The sequence below is a fragment of the Paenibacillus sp. FSL R5-0345 genome, from assembly GCF_000758585.1.
GTDB lineage: Bacteria > Bacillota > Bacilli > Paenibacillales > Paenibacillaceae > Paenibacillus_AQ.
The window spans coordinates 4,635,569-4,655,394 of record NZ_CP009281.1; the positions used below are offsets into that span (position 1 = coordinate 4,635,569).

At 43.7% G+C, this 19,826-nt stretch carries 17 protein-coding genes; 3 read left to right on the plus strand and 14 right to left on the minus strand.

The genetic code is table 11. The features are described 5' to 3' along the window. Positions 1-12: 12 nt before the first annotated feature. The 4 genes from R50345_RS20645 to R50345_RS20660 all read right to left on the minus strand — a co-directional run bounded on the left by R50345_RS20645 (position 13) and on the right by R50345_RS20660 (position 3,934). Positions 13-1,485, minus strand: coding sequence for a carboxylesterase/lipase family protein (locus tag R50345_RS20645; RefSeq protein ID WP_042129697.1), 1,473 nt, complete (start codon positions 1,483-1,485; stop codon positions 13-15). Between the two features lie 19 nt (positions 1,486-1,504). Next, the gene (locus R50345_RS20650) at positions 1,505-2,659 is read right to left on the minus strand and encodes an AI-2E family transporter (protein WP_042129699.1); all 1,155 of its coding nucleotides are present in this window, start codon (positions 2,657-2,659) and stop codon (positions 1,505-1,507) included. A 71-nt stretch (positions 2,660-2,730) separates the two neighbouring features. Continuing rightward, on the minus strand, positions 2,731-3,381 hold the full coding sequence (locus R50345_RS20655; RefSeq protein WP_052414671.1) for a GNAT family N-acetyltransferase: 651 nt from the start codon (positions 3,379-3,381) through the stop codon (positions 2,731-2,733). A 193-nt stretch (positions 3,382-3,574) separates the two neighbouring features. Continuing rightward, entirely contained in the window at positions 3,575-3,934 is a 360-nt protein-coding gene (locus R50345_RS20660; protein ID WP_042129701.1) for a (2Fe-2S) ferredoxin domain-containing protein, read from the minus strand. 231 nt (positions 3,935-4,165) lie between these two features. Between R50345_RS20660 and R50345_RS20665 the strand changes: the two genes are divergently transcribed. Further along, the gene (locus tag R50345_RS20665; protein ID WP_042129703.1) at positions 4,166-5,752 is read left to right on the plus strand and encodes an AraC family transcriptional regulator; all 1,587 of its coding nucleotides are present in this window, start codon (positions 4,166-4,168) and stop codon (positions 5,750-5,752) included. 103 nt (positions 5,753-5,855) lie between these two features. Further along, entirely contained in the window at positions 5,856-6,968 is a 1,113-nt protein-coding gene (locus R50345_RS20670; protein ID WP_231573850.1) for an ABC transporter substrate-binding protein, read from the plus strand. Positions 6,969-7,171: 203 nt separating this feature from the next. On the opposite strand, the gene R50345_RS20675 is transcribed toward R50345_RS20670, so the two are convergent. The 5 genes from R50345_RS20675 to R50345_RS20695 all read right to left on the minus strand — a co-directional run bounded on the left by R50345_RS20675 (position 7,172) and on the right by R50345_RS20695 (position 12,487). Then, positions 7,172-7,408 carry a cupin domain-containing protein gene (locus tag R50345_RS20675; protein ID WP_042129705.1) on the minus strand — a complete coding sequence of 79 codons (237 nt, stop codon included), beginning with the start codon at positions 7,406-7,408 and terminating at the stop codon, positions 7,172-7,174. A 141-nt stretch (positions 7,409-7,549) separates the two neighbouring features. Beyond that, positions 7,550-8,590 carry an NAD(P)/FAD-dependent oxidoreductase gene (locus tag R50345_RS20680; RefSeq protein WP_042129707.1) on the minus strand — a complete coding sequence of 347 codons (1,041 nt, stop codon included), beginning with the start codon at positions 8,588-8,590 and terminating at the stop codon, positions 7,550-7,552. 42 nt (positions 8,591-8,632) lie between these two features. Beyond that, a complete protein-coding gene (locus tag R50345_RS20685; RefSeq protein WP_042129708.1) occupies positions 8,633-10,348 on the minus strand; it encodes an ABC transporter ATP-binding protein in 1,716 nt (571 codons plus the stop codon). A gap of 43 nt (positions 10,349-10,391) precedes the next feature. Next, entirely contained in the window at positions 10,392-11,426 is a 1,035-nt protein-coding gene (locus R50345_RS20690) for a FecCD family ABC transporter permease (protein ID WP_042132334.1), read from the minus strand. 2 nt (positions 11,427-11,428) lie between these two features. Further along, positions 11,429-12,487 carry a FecCD family ABC transporter permease gene (locus tag R50345_RS20695; protein ID WP_042129709.1) on the minus strand — a complete coding sequence of 353 codons (1,059 nt, stop codon included), beginning with the start codon at positions 12,485-12,487 and terminating at the stop codon, positions 11,429-11,431. Between the two features lie 213 nt (positions 12,488-12,700). Between R50345_RS20695 and R50345_RS20700 the strand changes: the two genes are divergently transcribed. Further along, positions 12,701-13,708, plus strand: a complete 1,008-nt coding sequence (locus R50345_RS20700) for an ABC transporter substrate-binding protein (protein ID WP_042129710.1) — start codon at positions 12,701-12,703, stop codon at positions 13,706-13,708. 90 nt (positions 13,709-13,798) lie between these two features. Here the strand turns inward: R50345_RS20700 and R50345_RS20705 are convergent, their stop codons facing one another. From R50345_RS20705 to R50345_RS20725, 5 genes are all read right to left on the minus strand, one after another. Continuing rightward, complete coding sequence (locus tag R50345_RS20705) at positions 13,799-14,020, minus strand: hypothetical protein (RefSeq protein WP_042129712.1); 222 nt, start codon at positions 14,018-14,020, stop codon at positions 13,799-13,801. A gap of 36 nt (positions 14,021-14,056) precedes the next feature. Continuing rightward, positions 14,057-16,045 (minus strand): FtsX-like permease family protein, encoded by a 1,989-nt coding sequence (locus tag R50345_RS20710; protein WP_042129714.1) that lies wholly within the window; start codon positions 16,043-16,045, stop codon positions 14,057-14,059. Beyond that, on the minus strand, positions 16,035-16,802 hold the full coding sequence (locus R50345_RS20715; protein WP_042129715.1) for an ABC transporter ATP-binding protein: 768 nt from the start codon (positions 16,800-16,802) through the stop codon (positions 16,035-16,037). The genes R50345_RS20710 and R50345_RS20715 overlap by 11 nt, the downstream gene beginning before the upstream one ends. Before the next feature lie 235 nt (positions 16,803-17,037). Next, entirely contained in the window at positions 17,038-18,117 is a 1,080-nt protein-coding gene (cheB, locus tag R50345_RS20720; protein ID WP_052414672.1) for a chemotaxis-specific protein-glutamate methyltransferase CheB, read from the minus strand. Between the two features lie 41 nt (positions 18,118-18,158). Further along, a complete protein-coding gene (locus tag R50345_RS20725; RefSeq protein WP_042129720.1) occupies positions 18,159-19,757 on the minus strand; it encodes a methyl-accepting chemotaxis protein in 1,599 nt (532 codons plus the stop codon). Positions 19,758-19,826 lie beyond the last annotated feature (69 nt).

Here is a 19,826-nt window from a genome sequence, read left to right on the forward strand (position 1 = left end):
CCCTCAAACTTCTCACACCAAGATAGAGACAATTCTCTTGCGTTTCTCTGAATCGGGATCTTTAGTTACTCGCATCTCTTCATCAAAGATCAAAGTTGCACGTTCTTCCAGCGTATACTCAGGCCATGATAGCTCAGCTGTAGCTGGGTTTCCTCGATGAGCAAAGGCAATCCATGCCGCATGCATACTGTCAGCCAATTTTTGCATCGCCGGTGTAATTTCCGCTCCCAAGCGAGTTACATGAGACAGATTGTTAAAAGCATAGGCAATTTCCGCACCATGTACTGCCTTATTTAACAGTGGATGACCAGGAACTGTCCCATCAAAACGATACATCCAGACAGGCGCATGGGCCAATTGATTCTCTGCTAAGGATATAGAGGTTCCCCAGAAATAAAGATCCGTTAGAATCTCCGCCTGTCCCTCCCATGTAGAAGAATAGTGACTGGCAACCTCCGCTAAACTTCCAGTTCCCATCATCTGCTCCAGCGCCTTGAGCGATTCATCAAAATCTGCACCAGGTGTTTCTCCCCTGAAAAATAAATTACCCTCATCTCGATTGGTTCCTATGAGCAATGGGATACCCTGCGCCGATCCTAATGCTACAGCCTGCGCAGGATCTTGAGGAAGCGTATCCCCATCAATGACAGGCTGAAATAACATGCCTATTGAACCACCCGTTAATTTAATGGTCATTCTTGTGGCTGCTTCAATAATTTGTTCCGCTGAGAATGTATTAAGTAAGCTAGTATCTCCCTTAGGAGAAATACCTAGTTCAGTAAGTAGTGCTATTGCAATATCTTTTCCTTGCTGATTTGGCAACGTTTGAGCAGCTCCACTTTGCATAATCGCCCCTGCAAATAATCCCTTCGCAGCAGGCATAGCCAATAGTGCGGCGATACTCATACTGCCAGCTGATTCTCCGAATACCGTGACTCGCTGCGGGTCGCCTCCAAAGGCGGCAATATTAAGCTTTACCCATTCCAGTGCGGCAATTTGATCCAGCAAGCCTTGATTTGAAGCAAATCCGTCACCAAGTGAAGACAGATGCATAAAACCAAACGGTCCCAATCGATAATTAATCGTCACCAAGACCACATTCCCGTGCTCCGCGAAGCTAGTGCCGTCAAACTGTGGCTGACTACCCGCACCAGTCACAAATGTCCCCCCATGAATCCAGACCATTACAGGAAGTGCCTCGCCTTGGGACGCAGGTGACCATACATTTAAGTATAAACAATCCTCAGCATGGCGAGGCGTTAAGCCGCCGAAACGCGTACCTTTCTTATCCGCTGGCTGATGGCTAACTGGACCAAATTCAGAAGCATCTCTAATTCCGCTCCAAGCTTCTGGTAGCTGCGGCGCACGAAATCGAAGCCCTCCAACTGGCGGAGCGGCAAAAGGGATTCCACGCCAAACGTTCACGCCACCCTCCTCTCGTCCTTGAAGCTTACCGTAAGAGGTTACTGCTATCGGTCCTACCATTACATTTCACCCTTCCACGTTATTCCTTATTCTCTTCAATCTGCTTATACAATCCGGACTGGAACCGGAACCATTGAAAAATATGTGTAAATACGACCTTGAGTACCGCGTAACCAGGAACTGCAAGGATAATACCAAGAATGCCGAACATTTTTCCGGCAAAAATAATCACAAAAATGATCGTGATCGGATGAATCTTCAGAGTCTTGCCCATAATTTGCGGAGAGATAAACTTTCCTTCAATCAGCTGTACAGCCGTCCAGACGATGATCATCTTCAGCAGCATAAATGGTGAAGTGACCATAGCCACAATTAATGCCGGTGTAATAGCAATTGCCGGACCCAAATAAGGAACAACTGCTGTACAAGCAGCGGCAATGGCAAGAACAAGTGAATACTCCAGACCAATAATCAAATAGCCAATATAGAGCAGCGCACCAATGCAGCAGCTTACTATAATTTGTCCTCGAATATAGGAAGATACCTGGGCGTTCATTTCCGACATTACCATCCGAGTTTGCGGCTGCAGCGCGGTAGGTACAAATTTCAAAATGTAATCCGGCAATCTTTTTCCATCACGAAGCAAGTAGAATAGAATAAACGGTGTTGTTACCACCGCCAGAACAATCTCCGTAACGGCTCCGACGAAGCTCCCTACACCTGTTAGTGCATTATTCAGAAAAGAAGTGCCCCAAGCCGTAATTTTACTGGTAATTTCACTTAGGTTGGTTCCTATACTATCTTGTACTTGACCAAAGAATTCGCTGCCTGTCAGGTTCATAAACCGTTCCTGAATCAAGTCACTATACCTTGGAAAATCGTCGATCAAACCAGATAATTGCGTTCGAAGAATTGGAATCACCATGACCAGAATCAGCGTGATGATGCCCGCAATTATCAAATAAAGAATGATGATTGCATATACACGTTTCATCCTGAATCTTTTTTCCATTCGGTCTACTAGCGGATTCAGCAAGTAATAAGCGATACCCGATAGTAACAATGGTGCAGCCACTGTGTGCAGCAATACAGATATAGGAGTGAAAATAAACGGTATCTTTGAGAACACTAGGATAGTTAACCCAGTTAACAATAAAATAAGTAAGCTTACCACAAATTTATTGTTCAGAAAAAACTTTTTAAACTTCTCCGGCCACACCTGCAGCCTCTCCATCGTACCCTCTCCCCCATGCGCCACCTTATATGAAGTGTTATTTTATTCACTTTTTAATAGCATAGTCAACGTTAGGGGCGCAAGTCAAATTTGATGTCCGCGATTTTGCCCGCCTCCACAAAACCAATCGATTGATATACTTTGTTGGAATCCGGGTTTTTGGCATCCGCATAAAGCACTGGTGTTACCTCTTCATGGAGCAATTGTGAACATATTTCTGCCACGATTGCGCTAGCATACCCTTTTTTTCGATGAGCGCGAAGCGTATATACATCAATTATTCGAGCATGTCTCGAAGTCTGGTGAGCGATGTTAGCCATAGAGACTGGGATATCATCTACACCCCATAGATACAACCTCCCTGAGCTAGCAGCCTCTTTAGCCATTGGGAACATCAATTTAGGCTGAACAGGTTTGCCAAAAGCATCCTCTGAGAAGCCTGCCATGAATTCTGCAATCGTAGTACTGTATTCTTCAGTCGCAAGTCGTAAGTATCCTTCAACATTTGCGGGCTTCTTTACCACTAGGCAGTGATAAGCCTCAAGCATCATATATGTATGAAAAAATTTCTCATGAAATTCACAAAAAGCTTCCGCAAATAACTGTGCCGTTTCTGGCTCACCTGACACGCCTGGAAAGTCATGATCCTTCACATACTCGACTAGCTTCTGTATCAGATCTCTTATCTGTTCCAGTCCCATATCCTGTAAGATCCAGAACATGATTATTCACAGTAAACCTCTTAAACATGTCTATTCCCCCTAGATCTTCCTTTCATTCAATCATAATCCCGGGCTGAACAAAAAGGAACGGCATTGCCCTCCTGAAAAGACAAAAAAACCGCCAGCGCTTTGGCGGTGTTCCAACCTTATATCCTACGAATTCCCCTTGCTTCCAAGCTTCATTTATGGACGGCTATTTTTTCTTCTTCCCTTTAGCTCCCTTGTCATCCACTGCAATCAGCTGACCATCATATGTATACAGTAGATGATCTTCAAGTTTCTCACCCTGTAAATGCTTCCGTACTAACGACTTCGCTAATTTGGGAGTGATCTCTTTATACCAAACCCCTTCAGGGTATGCAATCACAACGCAGGAATCTGAACATCTACCATTACAACGAGTTACCGTCGTATGAATAAGACTCTGTGCACCTTGCTTCTCAATCTCATCTTCTATCGCTTCAGCTACTTCCTCACCTTTGTGTTTCTTGCAGCTGCTACCATTACATATCAACAAATGACTTACGGTTCCTTGTAAATTCCAAGTTGTCATGAAATCCCCATTCCTTTCATGCCTAAAATATACCCACAAAGTGAGGCTTAGCTTCGATGCATACTCAGGTACTTTGCGGGGGTCCAATATTTACTTTCTTATTCGTTAACATAATTCTGTTAGCGGATTATTCTAAACACTATCATAAGCGCCATTATAGTCAATAGAAAGAAAGACTGGTATACTATAATTGAGAATGATTATCACTGAAAAAAGGGAGCGATATCAAACATGCCTATCCATTCCGGCGGGATGCCACATCATTCCCATTCTTTTTATATGCCAGTCAAGATTAGTAGTCTAACAGGCCTCTCACACTTCCTAACCGATAACATCCCAGCAGCTAACTCTATTATTATGATTGTCTGGGAAGGCATAGGTCAGCTTGAGATAGATGGTGAGCTTCACAGCGTCAAACCCGGAAGCATCCTTACTTTTGGCGTATCTTCAGATTTGAAGCTGGAAACAGAGCTACAGTTACATGGAATATGGATAGAGTACACCACCATGGCCAACCGTAGGCATAAGGATTATTTTCTAACTGTCAGCTCCTCATTAGTCCCCGCTTCCACACAATTGTCGGCACTGTCCGGTGAGCTTTACAGTGCTTGGATAGAACCAGATGATCGGAAACCGTTTAAGGTTCAGCAGCTGTTCACTCAATTCATTGCGGAGCTTTATCAGGAACTGGCTACAAAAAAGGAGAGATCAGGAAGCTGGCTTGAAATTGTATTTGAATACATAGAAGCTCATTACAACGAAGATATCACTCGGGAGCAGATGGCTACGTTAGCTGGAGTAAGCCCCGAACACTTCTCTCGTACCTTTCGTAAAATCATGGGTCAAACTTTTAGTGCTTATATTACTCTATTAAGAATCCGTAAAGCGCAGCAACGAATCCTCACAAGTTCCCCAAATCTAACAACTCTAGCCCACGAGGTTGGTTATGAAGAAGGGACTTATCTGAGCCGTAAATTCAAGCAACTTGTCGGTATTTCACCTACAGCTTATCAGCACATGAACAAAAAAATTGTAGCCTTGAACTACAATCACACGGCTATCCTACGGGTACTGGAAATTATGCCTCAACTCGGCGTTTATTCCGATTGGCAACGGAGCTTAGAGCAAGTTCCACCTTCCAAACAACTAATAATGAGCGAAGGTAGTTCTTCCCTCCTATTCGATTCAGTAGCCTCAGCAGAGCCAGATGTCATTATCAGCTACAGTATTCCTGAGAATAAGCTCCTGACTCCTGTTGCTCCGGTTATTGAACTCCCCTTTATGCAAATGAGCTGGCGAGAGCAATTTGGTTTGATCGCCGATGTAGTCAATCGGCGGGAGCGAGCAGAGAAATGGTTAGGTCATTACGATGGGCTCTGCCATGCTGCCAATAAGAAACTGAACCATTCGATAGGATCGGAAAGAGGGACAGCCATCGTTTGGGAGCTTAGTTCCCGAGCAGCGTATTGTTTCAGTAGCAGTTACGGAAGGGGTTGCCAGATTTTATACGGAGATCTTGGATTCAAACCACCATCCATCATTATGGAGAACGGAATAATGGATTCCGGGTATCTTGTTTCATCTATTGAGGAAATCGGAAACTATCCTGCAGACTATATTATTATCACTAGCATCCCATCATCATCAGAGGGAAGAAATCGCCTCACTCGCCTTCTGCATTCCCGTACTTGGAAGCAATTAGATGCAGTTCGTAACAACCGGGTATACATTCTGAACCAAGCGGACATGTTCTATGGATTTGATCCATTGTCTTCTCAAGCACAGCTTCAAGAATTGCTACGTGTGATGACATCATAAATATGCACAAGCAAAGATCATATTCGTCCATAGTAAATACCCAAAGAAGATTGTAAAGTTTTTATTGAGAATGATAATCAATTACCATAGGAGGAACAACAAATTGCATAATCTACAAAAGAACACTACCAAACGGAATCATTGGCTTCTATTTCCCCTCATGCTGACGTTAATTCTAATCATCTCAGCTTGTGGAAATTCCAATACTTCGGTGGAGAATACAGGCGGTACCAGCAACACAAGTAATTCAGCAGCAACCCAAACACCAACCGAAAAGAATCAAGAAGCAGAAAGTGCTGAAACCCCTACTGTCAAAACAGTAAATACCGTAAAAGGTGATGTTGAAATCCCTGTTCATCCTAAACGAATTGTCGCTGAGGAATACTTGGGAAGTCTAATAGCACTTGATACTATTCCAATCGGAGCTCCAGGTTTGACCCTAGAAAATATGTATTATAAGGAGGCTCTTACCGGTGTTGCAGACACAGGAGCGTACGGTAAAATGTCACCAGAAAAAATCATCGCACTAAATCCTGACTTGATTATTTCGGGACAAGCAGAAAGCTATGAAACGCTTAGCAAAATTGCCCCTACCATCATTGTGCCTTACGGGGATCTAAAAGATGCTCATGCAGAATTAACCTATTTCGGAGAGCTCCTTGGAAAGGAACAAGAAGCAAAGACTTGGCTTGCAGATTATGACAAACGGATAGCCGAAGCTAAAGCAAAAGTGGACAAGGTCCTCCCGGCAGATGCAACCTTCTCCATCATGGAAGACGGTGGGAAATCCATCTGGGTCTATGGTGATAACTTTGGTAGAGGTGGACAACCCATCTATCAGGCGTTAGGTCGCAAGCCGCCTACAGCTGTGGCAGCAGAGATTATGGAGAAGCAATGGGCGGAAATCTCAAAAGAAGCGCTTGCTAAGTATGCCGGAGATTATATTATCTTAACCTCCAACAACCTTACTGAAGCGGATTACAAGGCAGATTCATTCTGGGGCAACCTTCCTGCTGTCAAAAATGGACACCTCTATGTATGGAAAGAAGAACGTTCCTGGTACTATGACCCTATCGCGGTATTAACCCAGACCGAAGACCTCGCCGATTGGCTAATAAATAATGCAAGAGTAAAAAGGGATGTCCGAAGCCATAGAGGCTTAGCAGACATCCCTTTATTCTTTTATAATTCCTACAAAAATCTCATTACATTCTGAAGAGATTTTATCTCATAATTGGAGTTTAAACTTATTGAAAAGACTTCAGCACTGCTACAATCTCATCAAGCTGCTTGTCCAGTGCATAAGCATCCGAGAAGTAATAGGTTTTGACATCGTAATTAGCTTCCCCTAGATACTTTGGGATGGCTTCGTGTGAAAGAGACGCCCAGCCTTCTTTAAAAGCGACATCTTGTACAAGATCAGGATGTTCCTTTCATTTGATAAGTCGTGCCTAGGTTTAAGAAAAGAATTTCACCTATTTTTAGAATCACGACCTCGCCTTCTACAATAATATGAACCGTTCCGTCCAGCGGAGCCAGAAAGAGCGGCGATCTGACAATAAGAGGATTAGATGTATGCATGTCTCCACACTTGCGTATTCCAGCCTCTTCTAACTTATAATTTCTATGAATCACGTTATGATTGTGTGGCTTCATTTCTTCTCCCTTCCAGAACATCCGGCTTTGAACCTTGAAATATAAAGAAGGCGCATAAGGCTTCTATCCGCTCGAAATGGATAAGAAACCCTATACGCTCAACACTAAACTCCAACTCTATACCTTGAGAAGTTACCGGTATTAATGGTCATCAACGACGCCAAGCGCCTTATTCTTCTCTTTGAACCGCTCATTGTGAGAAGAAACATATGCAGCCTTAGGTGCAGAGGGGTCCATATACAGTTTGGCGCTGTTCAGCGCAAGCACTGCATCGGTAAAGGTTCCGGCGATTAACCGGACCTTACTGCTATAATCCACAAAGTCACCTGCTGCAAAAATACCCGGAAGATTCGTCTCCAGCTTTCCGCTCACATTCGCACACCACTCGCCCATATCAATGCCCCATTCCCGTAACGGACCAAAATCGCTTTTCAGGCCATGATTAACAATAACAGCATCTACCTCATACTGCTCACTCTCACCTGTTTCGATATGGCTAATCGTAACCTGATCAATGGTCTCACCATTACTGCTGTGTAATTGGCTTACTGCGTAGGGCACGCGAACATTAACTGAGGATTCCTTCATTCGCACAATATTTTTCTCATGACCACCAAACTGTTCGCGACGGTGTACAATCGTTACACTTGCTGCGATGGACTCCAGTTCATTCGCCCAGTCTACTGCGGAGTCTCCTCCGCCGGAGATCAGTACTCTTTTACCACGGAATGGCTCTAGCTCCTGAACGGTATAATGAAGATTCGTCACCTCATAACGGTCCGCACCTTCAATTTCGAGCTTAGCCATTTGTAAAATTCCGTAACCAATAGCCAGGATGACCGTACGAGTCCAATGCTGCTCACCTGTAGCCGAGGTCAGAATATAAGTTCCATCTTCCAGACGCTCATGATGCGTGATCTGCTGTCCAAAAATAATCGTAGGGTCAAAGGTCTGTGCCTGTTGAGCAAGCTGATCTATCAATTGACGACATAGTACAGGTGTTACCCCACCTACATCCCAAATCATTTTCTCAGGATATACTAGCATTCTTCCCCCGAGCTCATCCTTCGCTTCAATCAATTTCGTCTTTAGGTCTCTCATTCCACTATAAAAAGCTGTATACATCCCAGCAGGTCCGCCGCCAATAATCGTTACATCGTATAATTCCAGTTGATTGTTCATTATGTCCCTCCAATAGTATATTCTATCGATGTTCTGAGCTGCTTACGCCCCAAACTGAGCCTCGTGTAATCGGCTGTAAATTCCGGTTGTCAGTAACAGTTCTTCATGTCTGCCTTGTTCTGCGATACCACCTTCCGCAACGACAACGATACGGTCGGCATTCTTGATCGTTGCCAGCCGATGAGCAATAACAAGTGTCGTACGACCTTGTGACAACTCCGCAAGCGCCTCCTGAATAGCGGACTCCGTCTCAGTATCCAGTGCTGATGTAGCTTCGTCTAGAATGAGAATCGTTGGATTCTTCAGGAACATCCGGGCAATGGACAGCCGCTGCTTCTGACCTCCAGAGAGCTTCACGCCCCGCTCCCCGATCATCGTATCCAGCCCAGCAGGCTGGGATTTGATCAGTTCTTCCAGTTGAGCGCGCCGCGCTGCATCCCAGATTTCTTCATCGGAGGCACCCAACCGCCCGTAAGCAATATTCTCACGGATCGTTCCGTCAAACAGAAATACATCTTGCTGTACAATCCCAATATGGGAACGGAGAGATTCAAGCGTCATGGAACGAATGTCCATTCCATCAATAGTAATGTTGCCTCCAGTTACATCATAGAAGCGAGGTAGCAAACTGCACAACGTTGTCTTACCCGCACCCGATGGACCAACCAGAGCAACGGTCTCTCCTGCTGGAATTGATAGATTCACATGCTCGAGTACCTTTTCTTTATCGCTATAGGCAAAAGCCACATCATGGAAGGCTATATTCCCCGTAAGATGATGAACTGGCTTCGCATCTTGTGCATCAGCAACATCCGGCTCCGTCTCCAGCAGTTCGAGATAACGTTTGAAGCCTGCAATCCCTTTGGGATACGTCTCAATGACTGAGTTAATCTGTTGCAACGGTCCTAAGAAAACATTGGACAACATCACAAATGCAATGAATTCACCGTAAGTCATTTGCTTCTGAATCACAAAATAGGTTCCGCACAGTAGGACAAATAAAGAGACTAGTTTCATCAATACAAAGCTAAAAGAGGAGTTCCATGCCATAATCCGATAGGTCATCAGCTTCGTAATACGGAAGCGCTCATTATTCACCGCAAAGCGGGAAATTTCATGATTCTCGTTAGCAAAAGCTTGCACAACGCGGATCCCGCTCACATTGTTCTCTACGCGAGCGTTATAGTCGGCAATGTCCGCAAACATGATGTGAAAGGCTTTAGACATTTTTCGGCTGAAGTACATGGATAAATAAATCATAAGCGGAACGATCACAAACGTCAGTATAGCTAATTGCCAATTGATACTCAGCATGATGCCGAATACACCGAGCAGCGTCATGACTGCTATAAAGAGATCCTCCGGTCCATGGTGGGCAATCTCACCGATATCCATCAGATCATTTGTCATACGGGATACCAGATGACCCGTCTTGTTATTGTCAAAAAAGTTGAAAGACAGCTTTTGTACTCGATCAAACAGCTTCTTTCTCATATCCGATTCGATATTAATCCCCAGCTTATGCCCCCAGTAAGTGACGACAAAATGCATAAAGGCGCTGACAATATATATCCCCAGCAAGCCGAGGCAGGAATAGAGGATCCATCTCCAATTGCCTGTTGGCAGCAGATCATCTACTACCCGGTTAACAGCTAATGGAAAGACTAGTTCTAGTAGTGCAGCAGCAATAGCACAAGAAAAATCAAGAATAAACAATCCCTTATAGGGCCTATAGTAAGCAAAAAAACGACGCAACATGGTAAGAATTCGCTCCTTCTGGTGAGAGATCAGCCTACTTTCATCAAGATTTCGTACGGGCTAACAAATACAAAAAGTATGGTGCTCCAATTACTGCTACAACGATACCCGTAGGAATCTCAGACGGCTGAAGGATCCAGCGTCCAATGGTATCCGCTGTAATAACGAGCAGTGACCCAAGCAGTGCCGAGGTTGGAAGCATGAGTTGATGCTTCGGTCCAACCAGCCGTCTCGCCAAATGGGGTCCGACCAATCCCACAAAACCAATTCCACCGCTGACAGCGACACTCGCCGCTGCTAACCCAACTGCAGCCGCAAGAAGTCGAAATTGTTCCTTCGTTACTGCGGCACCAAGTCCCACAGCAGTCTGCTCCCCTAGATTCAGTACGTTCATCACTCTTGCCTTATAGATTACATAAGGCACCAGAATAAGAATCCACGGCAGGAGAGAAAGTACAAACTTCCAGCTTGTTCCCCAAATGCTGCCCGCAAGCCAGGTAGCCACGAACTGGTACTTCTCTGGATCTAAGCGGAGCGTCAGCACGATCATAGCTGCACTCATCCCAGCTGCGACAGCTACACCAGTCAACAGTAAGCGCATAGGCGATATTCCTTGGTGCCGCTTATAAGCTAGAGCATAGATTAAGGCAGCTGTTAGCCCCGCACCGACGAACGCTACCATTGGCAGCAGATACACTGGAGCCGCGGTCGCCGTCGGGTAAAAAGAAATTAACAGCATCACCATAATTCCTGCGCCGGCATTAATCCCTAGAATTCCAGGATCCGCCAAGGCATTACGGAAGACGCCTTGCATCACAACTCCAGACACTGCCAGACCTGCACCAATCAGAACGGAGATCACAATACGTGGAAGCCGAAACTGAAACAAGATTAATTCCTGCTTATCAGTACCTCTACCGAACAATGTATTAATCAGCTCCATAGGAGTCAAACGTATGTATCCTGTATTCATACTAATAATAAAAGCAATCACAATTAGTACAGCCAACGAAATCATGATAATTAAGCCCCGTTTGTTTTTGGCGGCTTCGAAGGAACCGAATGTCGTCTTCTCCATCATTACAGCTCCCTCCTTTCTTTACGTGCAAGATAAAGGAAGAAAGGTACGCCTATCAGTGCTATAATGGCGCCAAGTGGCGTTTCATTAGGCGGATTAATCATCCGTGCTGTTAGATCGGCAAATACTGCAAGCAGACTGCCAAGAATCGCCGAACAAGGAATGATCCATCTGTAATCGACACCCACAAAAAATCGTGTTAAATGCGGAATAATAAGTCCAATGAAACCAACTGCACCAACTACGGCAACCGATGATCCGGCCAAAATCAATACAATTAACGCGCCTGCCAACTTCACAAGCCCTGTGCGCTGGCCTAGACCTTTCGCAACATCGTCACCTAAGCTGAGCATTGTGATCGATCGGGAGATTATCATCGCACCAATTAATGCCGCCCCTATCCAAGGGAACATGATTTTGAGCTGAATCCACTTCGTTCCAGCCACGCCTCCCGCATACCAGAAAGCCAAATCTTGCCCAATGTGAAAATATAAAGCTACCCCTTCGCTGAGTGCCGATAATAGCGCACTAAAAGCAGCACCCGCCAGTACCAACCGAGCAGGAGTTAATCCGCCCTTTGCAAGTGATCCAATTCCGTATACCACACCCGCGCCAACGCCGGCACCCACGAATGAATATAGAATCAAATACATAAACGATAAATTTGGAAAAAAAGCAAAACACAATGCTAGCGCAAATCCTGCACCTGAGTTGATACCCATCAGACCTGAATCTGCCAATGGATTTCGCGTCATTCCTTGCATAATGGCACCTGCAACTGCAAAGCTGGCCCCTATCATTGCCCCGCCAAGTACACGAGGTAATCTTAATTCTCTAATAATCTGATGATCCATGATTTCCGGATCAAAGTGGAATACAGCTGACCACACTACAGACAGCTTAATATCTGCTGCGCCAAAGGAGACGGAAACAGCGATACCTAATAATAATAGCGCCAGACCGCCAACCAGGATTAATGTTGCCGCCCAAGGTCGTGAACGAAATTCTCGTTTAACAGCTCCTTTATCGGCTCCTATCCTGGAAGTTATCTGTTGATTCATGAATGCCACCCTATTTCTATGAAATTGATTCTCATTATCATTAGCCTATTGTAAATTACATTTCCTAGGTTTGGCAATAGATAGATTTAATTGCTACTATTTAATTTATTGCATTGACAGGCATTCTTGGATTTGATAAAGTTCAAATTGAAAATATTAATGATAATGATTCTCATTATTATTAATTAGCATGTATACATAGGGAGGTTTACCATGTTTAAAAGAAAGACCCTCTTCCCCATCCTGGCACTCACAATGTTATTGTCCGTATTTGTGACCGCCTGCGGGGGAAATAGCAATGCTTCATCTAATACACCAACAGCTACAACCGAAGCAACAACTGCGCCGAGTGCAGAGGCAACGCCTGCTCCTGATGCTTCCAATGCTGAAATGCGCAGCTATGAAACTGCCAAAGGTACTGTGCAAATTCCAGTTAAACCTCAGCGTATCGTTACCGATTATTATGGCGGTGAATTGCTTTCCGTTGGAGCTAACGTTATAGGAGTTGAACCTAGTACTTTTGACAACCCTTTCTTGAAAGATTTACTCAAAAACACACAAGATGTCGGTGCTCCAGTCAACGCTGAGAAAGCTTTAGAGCTTGCACCTGATCTAATTGTCGTTATGTACGATGATAATTACGATGCTTTATCCAAAATTGCGCCAACCATTCATATCCCTTACGGAACTGCTACGAATATCTATGAAACCGTAAAACTGTTCGGTGATATTGTAGGGGCACCTGACAAAGCTGAACAATTCATAGCTGACTTTGAGAAAAAGGCCGCTGAAGGCCGTGAGAAGCTTAATGGGATTGTGAATGAAAATGATACTTTCGGAATCTATGAGCTGACGGACAAAGGTGAGCTTTGGACCTTCGGTAATAATGCTGGTCGTGGTGGACAAGCCCTTTATAATGCGCTTAAGCTGAAAATGCCTACTAAGAACAGCAACGACAACCAAACACTGCAGCTGTCCATGGAGCTATTGCCAGAATATGCAGCTGACTACATGTTCCTAACCACTTATGATCCTGATAAAAAAGGCGATAAGCTGAAAGAGCTGAAGGAATCACCCGTTTGGAACGGACTTGCTGCTGCGAAGAACGACCATCTGTTCTACAATGATTTTGATACGTTCTATCGCTATGATCCTATTGCCATTACCGCACAAATCGATCTGTTCGTTGATATGATTCTTGAGCGTAACGGTAAGAAATAAGAATAGACACATAAAGAAACACCCCACTATTTAGGCATCGCCTAAAGTGGGGTGTTTTGATTATCATAAGAAGTTTCTGTTAAATTTATATCATCTAGTATATCCATTATACTCATCAGTGTTATTTAATTTTTTGTACATATACTCATCATTTTTAAGCTTATAGAGCTGCCCCATCCCCGCAAATACGAAAAACAGCACCAAAATTAATCCATACGCATAGGTGAATTCACCAATATAAAAGCAAGTGACTATCGCAACAAGGGTCAAAATCATTAATGCGACTGCAATTCTGGAAAAAATCTTTTTCAAATGGAATCCCCCTATAGTTTTGTATGTTATACACTATCATATTTCAAGGTAAATGGGTGTCGAATCTTGTTCTGTTAAGGGAACTTCGAGTAGTTGGAGATGATCCAGCATCTTGCGAGTATATATTTTGGTATATAGATAATAAAAGAGGACTTGAAATAAAAGATAAGCCCCACCTACTAACAAACAAAACCAAAATGGTGCCAGAGCTACGGACATTTCGAATCTTGAAGAACTAACAACATACACAGTAGCTAACGCAATACCTAGTACATACGGGAGAAAAAACAACACTTTTAAGGGGCCGCCAATCATTTGAGCCACATCTTTAGAAGTGATTCCAATCTTATTCAGCTTCCTGAATTTGATCCTCTCTCGCTCTAAATCTGTCTGGATACTGAAATGAAGCACTATACCAGAAGCCCCAAAGAATATTAGACCAACGAATGTAATGACGAAGATTCCAAATTGCCCGGACTCCTTCAACTGAAAATACTCACTTATTCTAGACTTCGTAGAAAATACGAGCGCCTCTTGCCGATCATTTCCATACCAGGATTTCGTATGGTCCTTATTATATTTGGCTAAAGCCGCATTTAGCTCAGCATCTATACCTGAAGTCTTTTTCCAATCCTTGAAACTTAGGAGTTGAAGACTCCCGATCGCATCCATATTCTCCGCTTTCAACGCTTTATAATCAACTTCGTTTACTATGACATGAAGACCATTCATGAGATTCGGCACAGGATTAAATATCATTTTTAATACGAGACCTTGTGAATGTAACGTATGGTTCCCGGTAGGAAGCTTCATATCGAAGGTCGGCATTTCCGGTCTTTGGTTCTTCCATTCTTCGCCTGGAGCAACTAAGGCAAGATTAAGAAAGTGACCATTCTCCACATGATAATCACTGCCGATTAAAGTGTTGATGTTCTGGTCCAAAAACACTTTGAAATAGAACAAGTCAATATACTGCAGCTCTTGGTGTGACAGCAGCGGTGTAGCACCATGATCCGTGATTTCGTTGAGTGTCTCTGGTGGAATACTATTTTTTCCAAATCCTTCTGCATAGGCAATATCATAAGGGTTGTTTTTCACAGAAATATTCTCAGCATCCCAGGTGATATAAAAGATAATACCGCTTAAGAAAATCGTGATGAAAACGAGGAAGGTGATGAGTGAAAGCACTATTTTGGAGCGCCCAAGGGTATAATTCAAATTGGAGCTAAACATCAAATGCTTATGGTAAGCTTTCGCTGATCTCGAAAAGATGAGTTTCATCCAGTCGCCAAGTCCTGACAGCAGCAAGTAGACACCCACCATACTTACTCCAAGGTTGGTTAACATCCTACGGGCATCATCAGGGTTGTACTGAGTGATCATATCAAAAACAGTGATCCCCAACAGTAAACCTCCGATGACTGTGGTGATTTTACCATGTAGAAGGCTACGTTCTGCGGTCCTGGATTCTTTTAGAAGGCGTAGAATGTTGTATCTCAATGTTAATATTAAATGGATTCCAATTACAACTATGTAAATCATCCCGAAGAATTTGATGGTATACAGATAACTATCCAGCGTTAGTGAAAACGCACTATCCCCTATATTAACAAACAACGAGATAATGAAGAAGAAAAGACCGGAGAAGACCGTCCCTGCACCTAAACCCGTAAGAATCGAAGCTAATGCAATCATGCTATTTTCAAAAAATATGATTTTCCGGATATTGTGGCTCGTCATTCCTAGAACCATTAACAGCCCAAAGTCGCTTTTTCTAAATTTCAAAAAGGCCATTTGGGCATATACAATAAAAAGAACAGCAAAGACTCTCATAACCAAGAAAGGAGCATATAAATTACCGGACACCATCCCATTCACTTGATAGGGATCATTAAAATCAGGGTTCGTATACAGGGAGTAAAAGGCGAAAAAGACCATGATCGTAAAGCTGCTGCATAGGAAAAATAACAAATACCTTCTAAGGTTGGCCTTGAAAATCTGAAAAGCCATTCTCCTAAAGGTCATCTTCCCCCCCTCCAATGCAGACCAGACTCTCCAGAATCCTATCGAAAAAAGCTCTCCGCTCTTTATCTCCTCTAGTAATCTCTAATAGAGTCTTCCCATCCTTGATAAAAAGCACGCGATTACAATAGCTGGCCGCAAAAGGATCATGCGTGACCATCACAATCGTCGCTCCTTTCATAGCATTCAGCTTGGCGAAGGTCTTCATCACTATACTTGAGGATTTGGAATCCAAATTCCCCGTTGGCTCGTCCGCAAAAATCACCTCCGGATCATTAATAATCGCTCTGCTAATCGCCGCTCGCTGCTGCTGTCCTCCTGAAACCATATACGGATATTTATCCTTCACCTCGCCCAGATCAAAGAGTACTATCGCCTCATCTGTCTTGGTATTGATGTCGTCTACCTCTTGGTCATCCAGCACCATGGGCACCATTACATTTTCCCGTAGGGTCAGGCTATCAAGCAGATTATAATCTTGAAAAACGAACCCCATTCGCTGCCGACGAAACAGTGCAAGCTCGTTCTTAGACATCTCACTTATACTAGTCTCTGCAATCCGTACTACCCCACTATACTCCGTGTCGATTCCGCTAAGGATGTTCAGCAGTGTCGTTTTACCGCTTCCCGAAGGTCCCATAATCGCTACAAACTCGCCGCTATCCACACTCAGACTTATCCCGTTTAGCGCCCGAAATACATTTGTTTTGCCCTTGCCTTTATATTCTTTTGAGAGATTCTCTACTTCTAGGATGGCCATGCTTGCTCACACCTTCCCCTTCATAGCTCGGAGTGATTAACATTAAATGGAATTATTGCATTTCTGCTAATAATATAAAGGTTAGTGGTGCGTTCGGTTGTTAGATTGCTCACAGAGGTTTGGGTTATTTTTATAAAGCAGAGATTAAGAGGGCATCACCGATATAACGTAGAAATAACAAAAAGACTGTAACATTACAAAAAGAGCCTCCAAAGGAGACCCTTTTCATTCTAATCTAACGCTGTAGCTCCCCCGTAACCTCCATAACCTTCGAAGCTAACAAGTGCGAAGGAACCTCATCATCCACGCACCCGAGCGCCATTGCCGCTTCAGCCATTTCATTTATAATAGAAGTCTCTTGCGATTCTACCAATGTAGATTGGGCGCCAGCTTGTTTGGCGTTTAGCATTCCTCTCGACCCATCGTTACCCCTTCCGGTCATCAAAATCAAATGCTGCTTCAAGCTTTTTAATCCTGAGATCGAATCGAACAACACATCCACGGACGGACGGTGCCCGTTCACCGGAGCTTTCCTGTGTAGTTTGATTCTATATGCTTGCCCTTGTTGAACTACGGTCATATGACAATTACCAGGTGCGATATAGGCTGTTCCGCCGCGCACCAACTGATCATTCTTCGCCTCAACCACCTGTACACTTGAGAACCGCTTCAATCGTTCTGCCAATACCTTCGTGTACTTGGGCGGCATATGTTGAACGATTAACAAGGGGTATGGGAAGTTCGCCGGGAGTGAGCTAATTACGATTTCAAGCGCCTTCGGTCCACCTACTCCACACCCTATGGCGATAATTTGATCGAATTCTTCTATACACTCAGTTTTAGAATTGTCTTCTGCCTGTTGTCCTGTAATCACTTTGGAAACAGTTATATTGTTAAGGATAAGGGTTCGCAATGGAATTTGAGCAGCATGTTTAATTTTGAATATGAGCTCGTCTTTTATATGGGATAAATCAAGTCCATATAACTGAGTTGGCTTGGATATAAAATCTACGGCTCCATTCTGTAGACCTGTGATGGTTGCTATTATTCCATCCTTTGATCCTGAGCTTAGGATTAGGATAGGGGTTGGACGCTGTGACATAATACTAGAGAGTGCTACTAAACTATTCAATTCCGGCACTTCTATATCAATCGTCACGACATCAGGCCTGAGTTCTTGAACCATACTAACCGCTTCGGATGCATTACGAGCTGCTCCAATAACCTCGATAATTGAATCCTCCGTAATTAGGTTCGAGATCTGTTTCCGCATCATTACTGAAGTAGCTATAACGAGCACCTTTATCTTTTGCACTACTTCTCCTCTCCTATCAATGATGATCCCCATGACACTGTTTACTTCACTTTAAAAATAGATACGAGTGCATTTAGTTCCTCCGCAAGCTGTGCTAATGCATTAGCCGTTGTTGCCGTTTCACTGCTGCTTGCCGCCATTTCTTCTGTTGCTGCCGATATACTCTCGATCGAGTACAGCACCTCTGATGACTGCGCGGCCTGCTCTTCACTGGCAGCAGCGATTTCTGTTACTTTATGAGCGGTATCGTTCACCATAGAGATAATATGATCAAAGGCTTCCCCATTTTTTTGTGAAAAAGCTACGCCTTCAACTACCGCATTCACACTTTGGTGTGTATTCTTCTGCATTTCTTTAATGATGTTCGTGACTTGTTTCGTAGCCTCACTGCTCCGCTCTGCTAGCTTTCTTACTTCATTCGCCACAACGGCAAAACCTCGACCCTGTTCACCCGCACGAGCGGCTTCTATAGCTGCGTTTAGCGCCAGAAGATTTGTCTGTTTTGCAATATCATCAATGACTGCAATAATCTCTCCAATTCTATCGGAGTCTTCCTCTAATCTAGACATTTGATTATTTAGCACAGTCATTCCTTGTATAGAGTTCGTAACGACGAGACCACCGTCCTGAGCGATACGCATGGTTTGATCTGACAGCTCAGAGGCATGCTCTGCACTCTGGGCTACTGAATTTATTGCATCAGACAATTCCCGGAACAACTCATTCATCGTTTGTGCTGCAGTGGCTTGACTCATACTGCCGCTAGCCACTTCCTCTGTACTGGCTGATATCTGCTGCGCAGCCGCCGAGACACTTTCTGCAGAGGACAAAATCCCCCCCACAGTTCGCCTTAAGTTCAGAACCATTTCATTCACAGAATTCGCGAGTTTTCCGATCTCATCCTTGGAATTTAGATTCGAAGTTTCGCTTAAGTCCCCATTAGCTACTTTACCTAGCAGGCGCATCACTTGATTTAGAGGCCGTGCTATGATTTGCGAGATTAGATAGCCAAAACCCACGCTGATCAGAAGTGCAATAATCGTAACACTAAAGGTAATTAACCGAGAGGATTGATATAGTTTATTAGCACTATCACTGGATCCCTGCGCCTGCTTCATATTGATGTCAATTAAACCTTGCAGGAAATCCGTCATCTCTGTAGTAGCCAGCTGTAAATCTCCTGTTAGCAAATAATTCGTATACTCTTCATTACTGATATTGGTTTTATCCACTTCGATCGCGTGATCCACGCTGGTAATATAGCGTTGCCAGATCTCGGGATAAGTCTTCATCTTCTTTAACTCTTCTTCTCTCAATTTTGTCTTACTATACTTACTCATGATGCCTTCAATGCTTTGGACGTTCTTATGTATTTTATCTTGATACTCTTTTTTCTTCACCTCGGTTTTGGCCATCGTATTAATATCTCGGATATTTATTCTATTTGTTAAAAAAAGCTCATTCGCTTCACCGAGATAGGCAATCGGTGTTAAGCGATTATTATACATATCCTCGATGGACTCATCCATCTTACTCAAATTGCTTATTCCATAGAATCCTACAAAGCATAAAATGACTGATACCAACACAAATGCTGAGATTAGCTTTACCGCTGTCCTCAAATTATAAAACCATTTCACCCTTCTGCACCTCATTACGTTAGTCAATTTTTAGTAATTCTTAGGAACTATTTCATCATAAACTGTAAG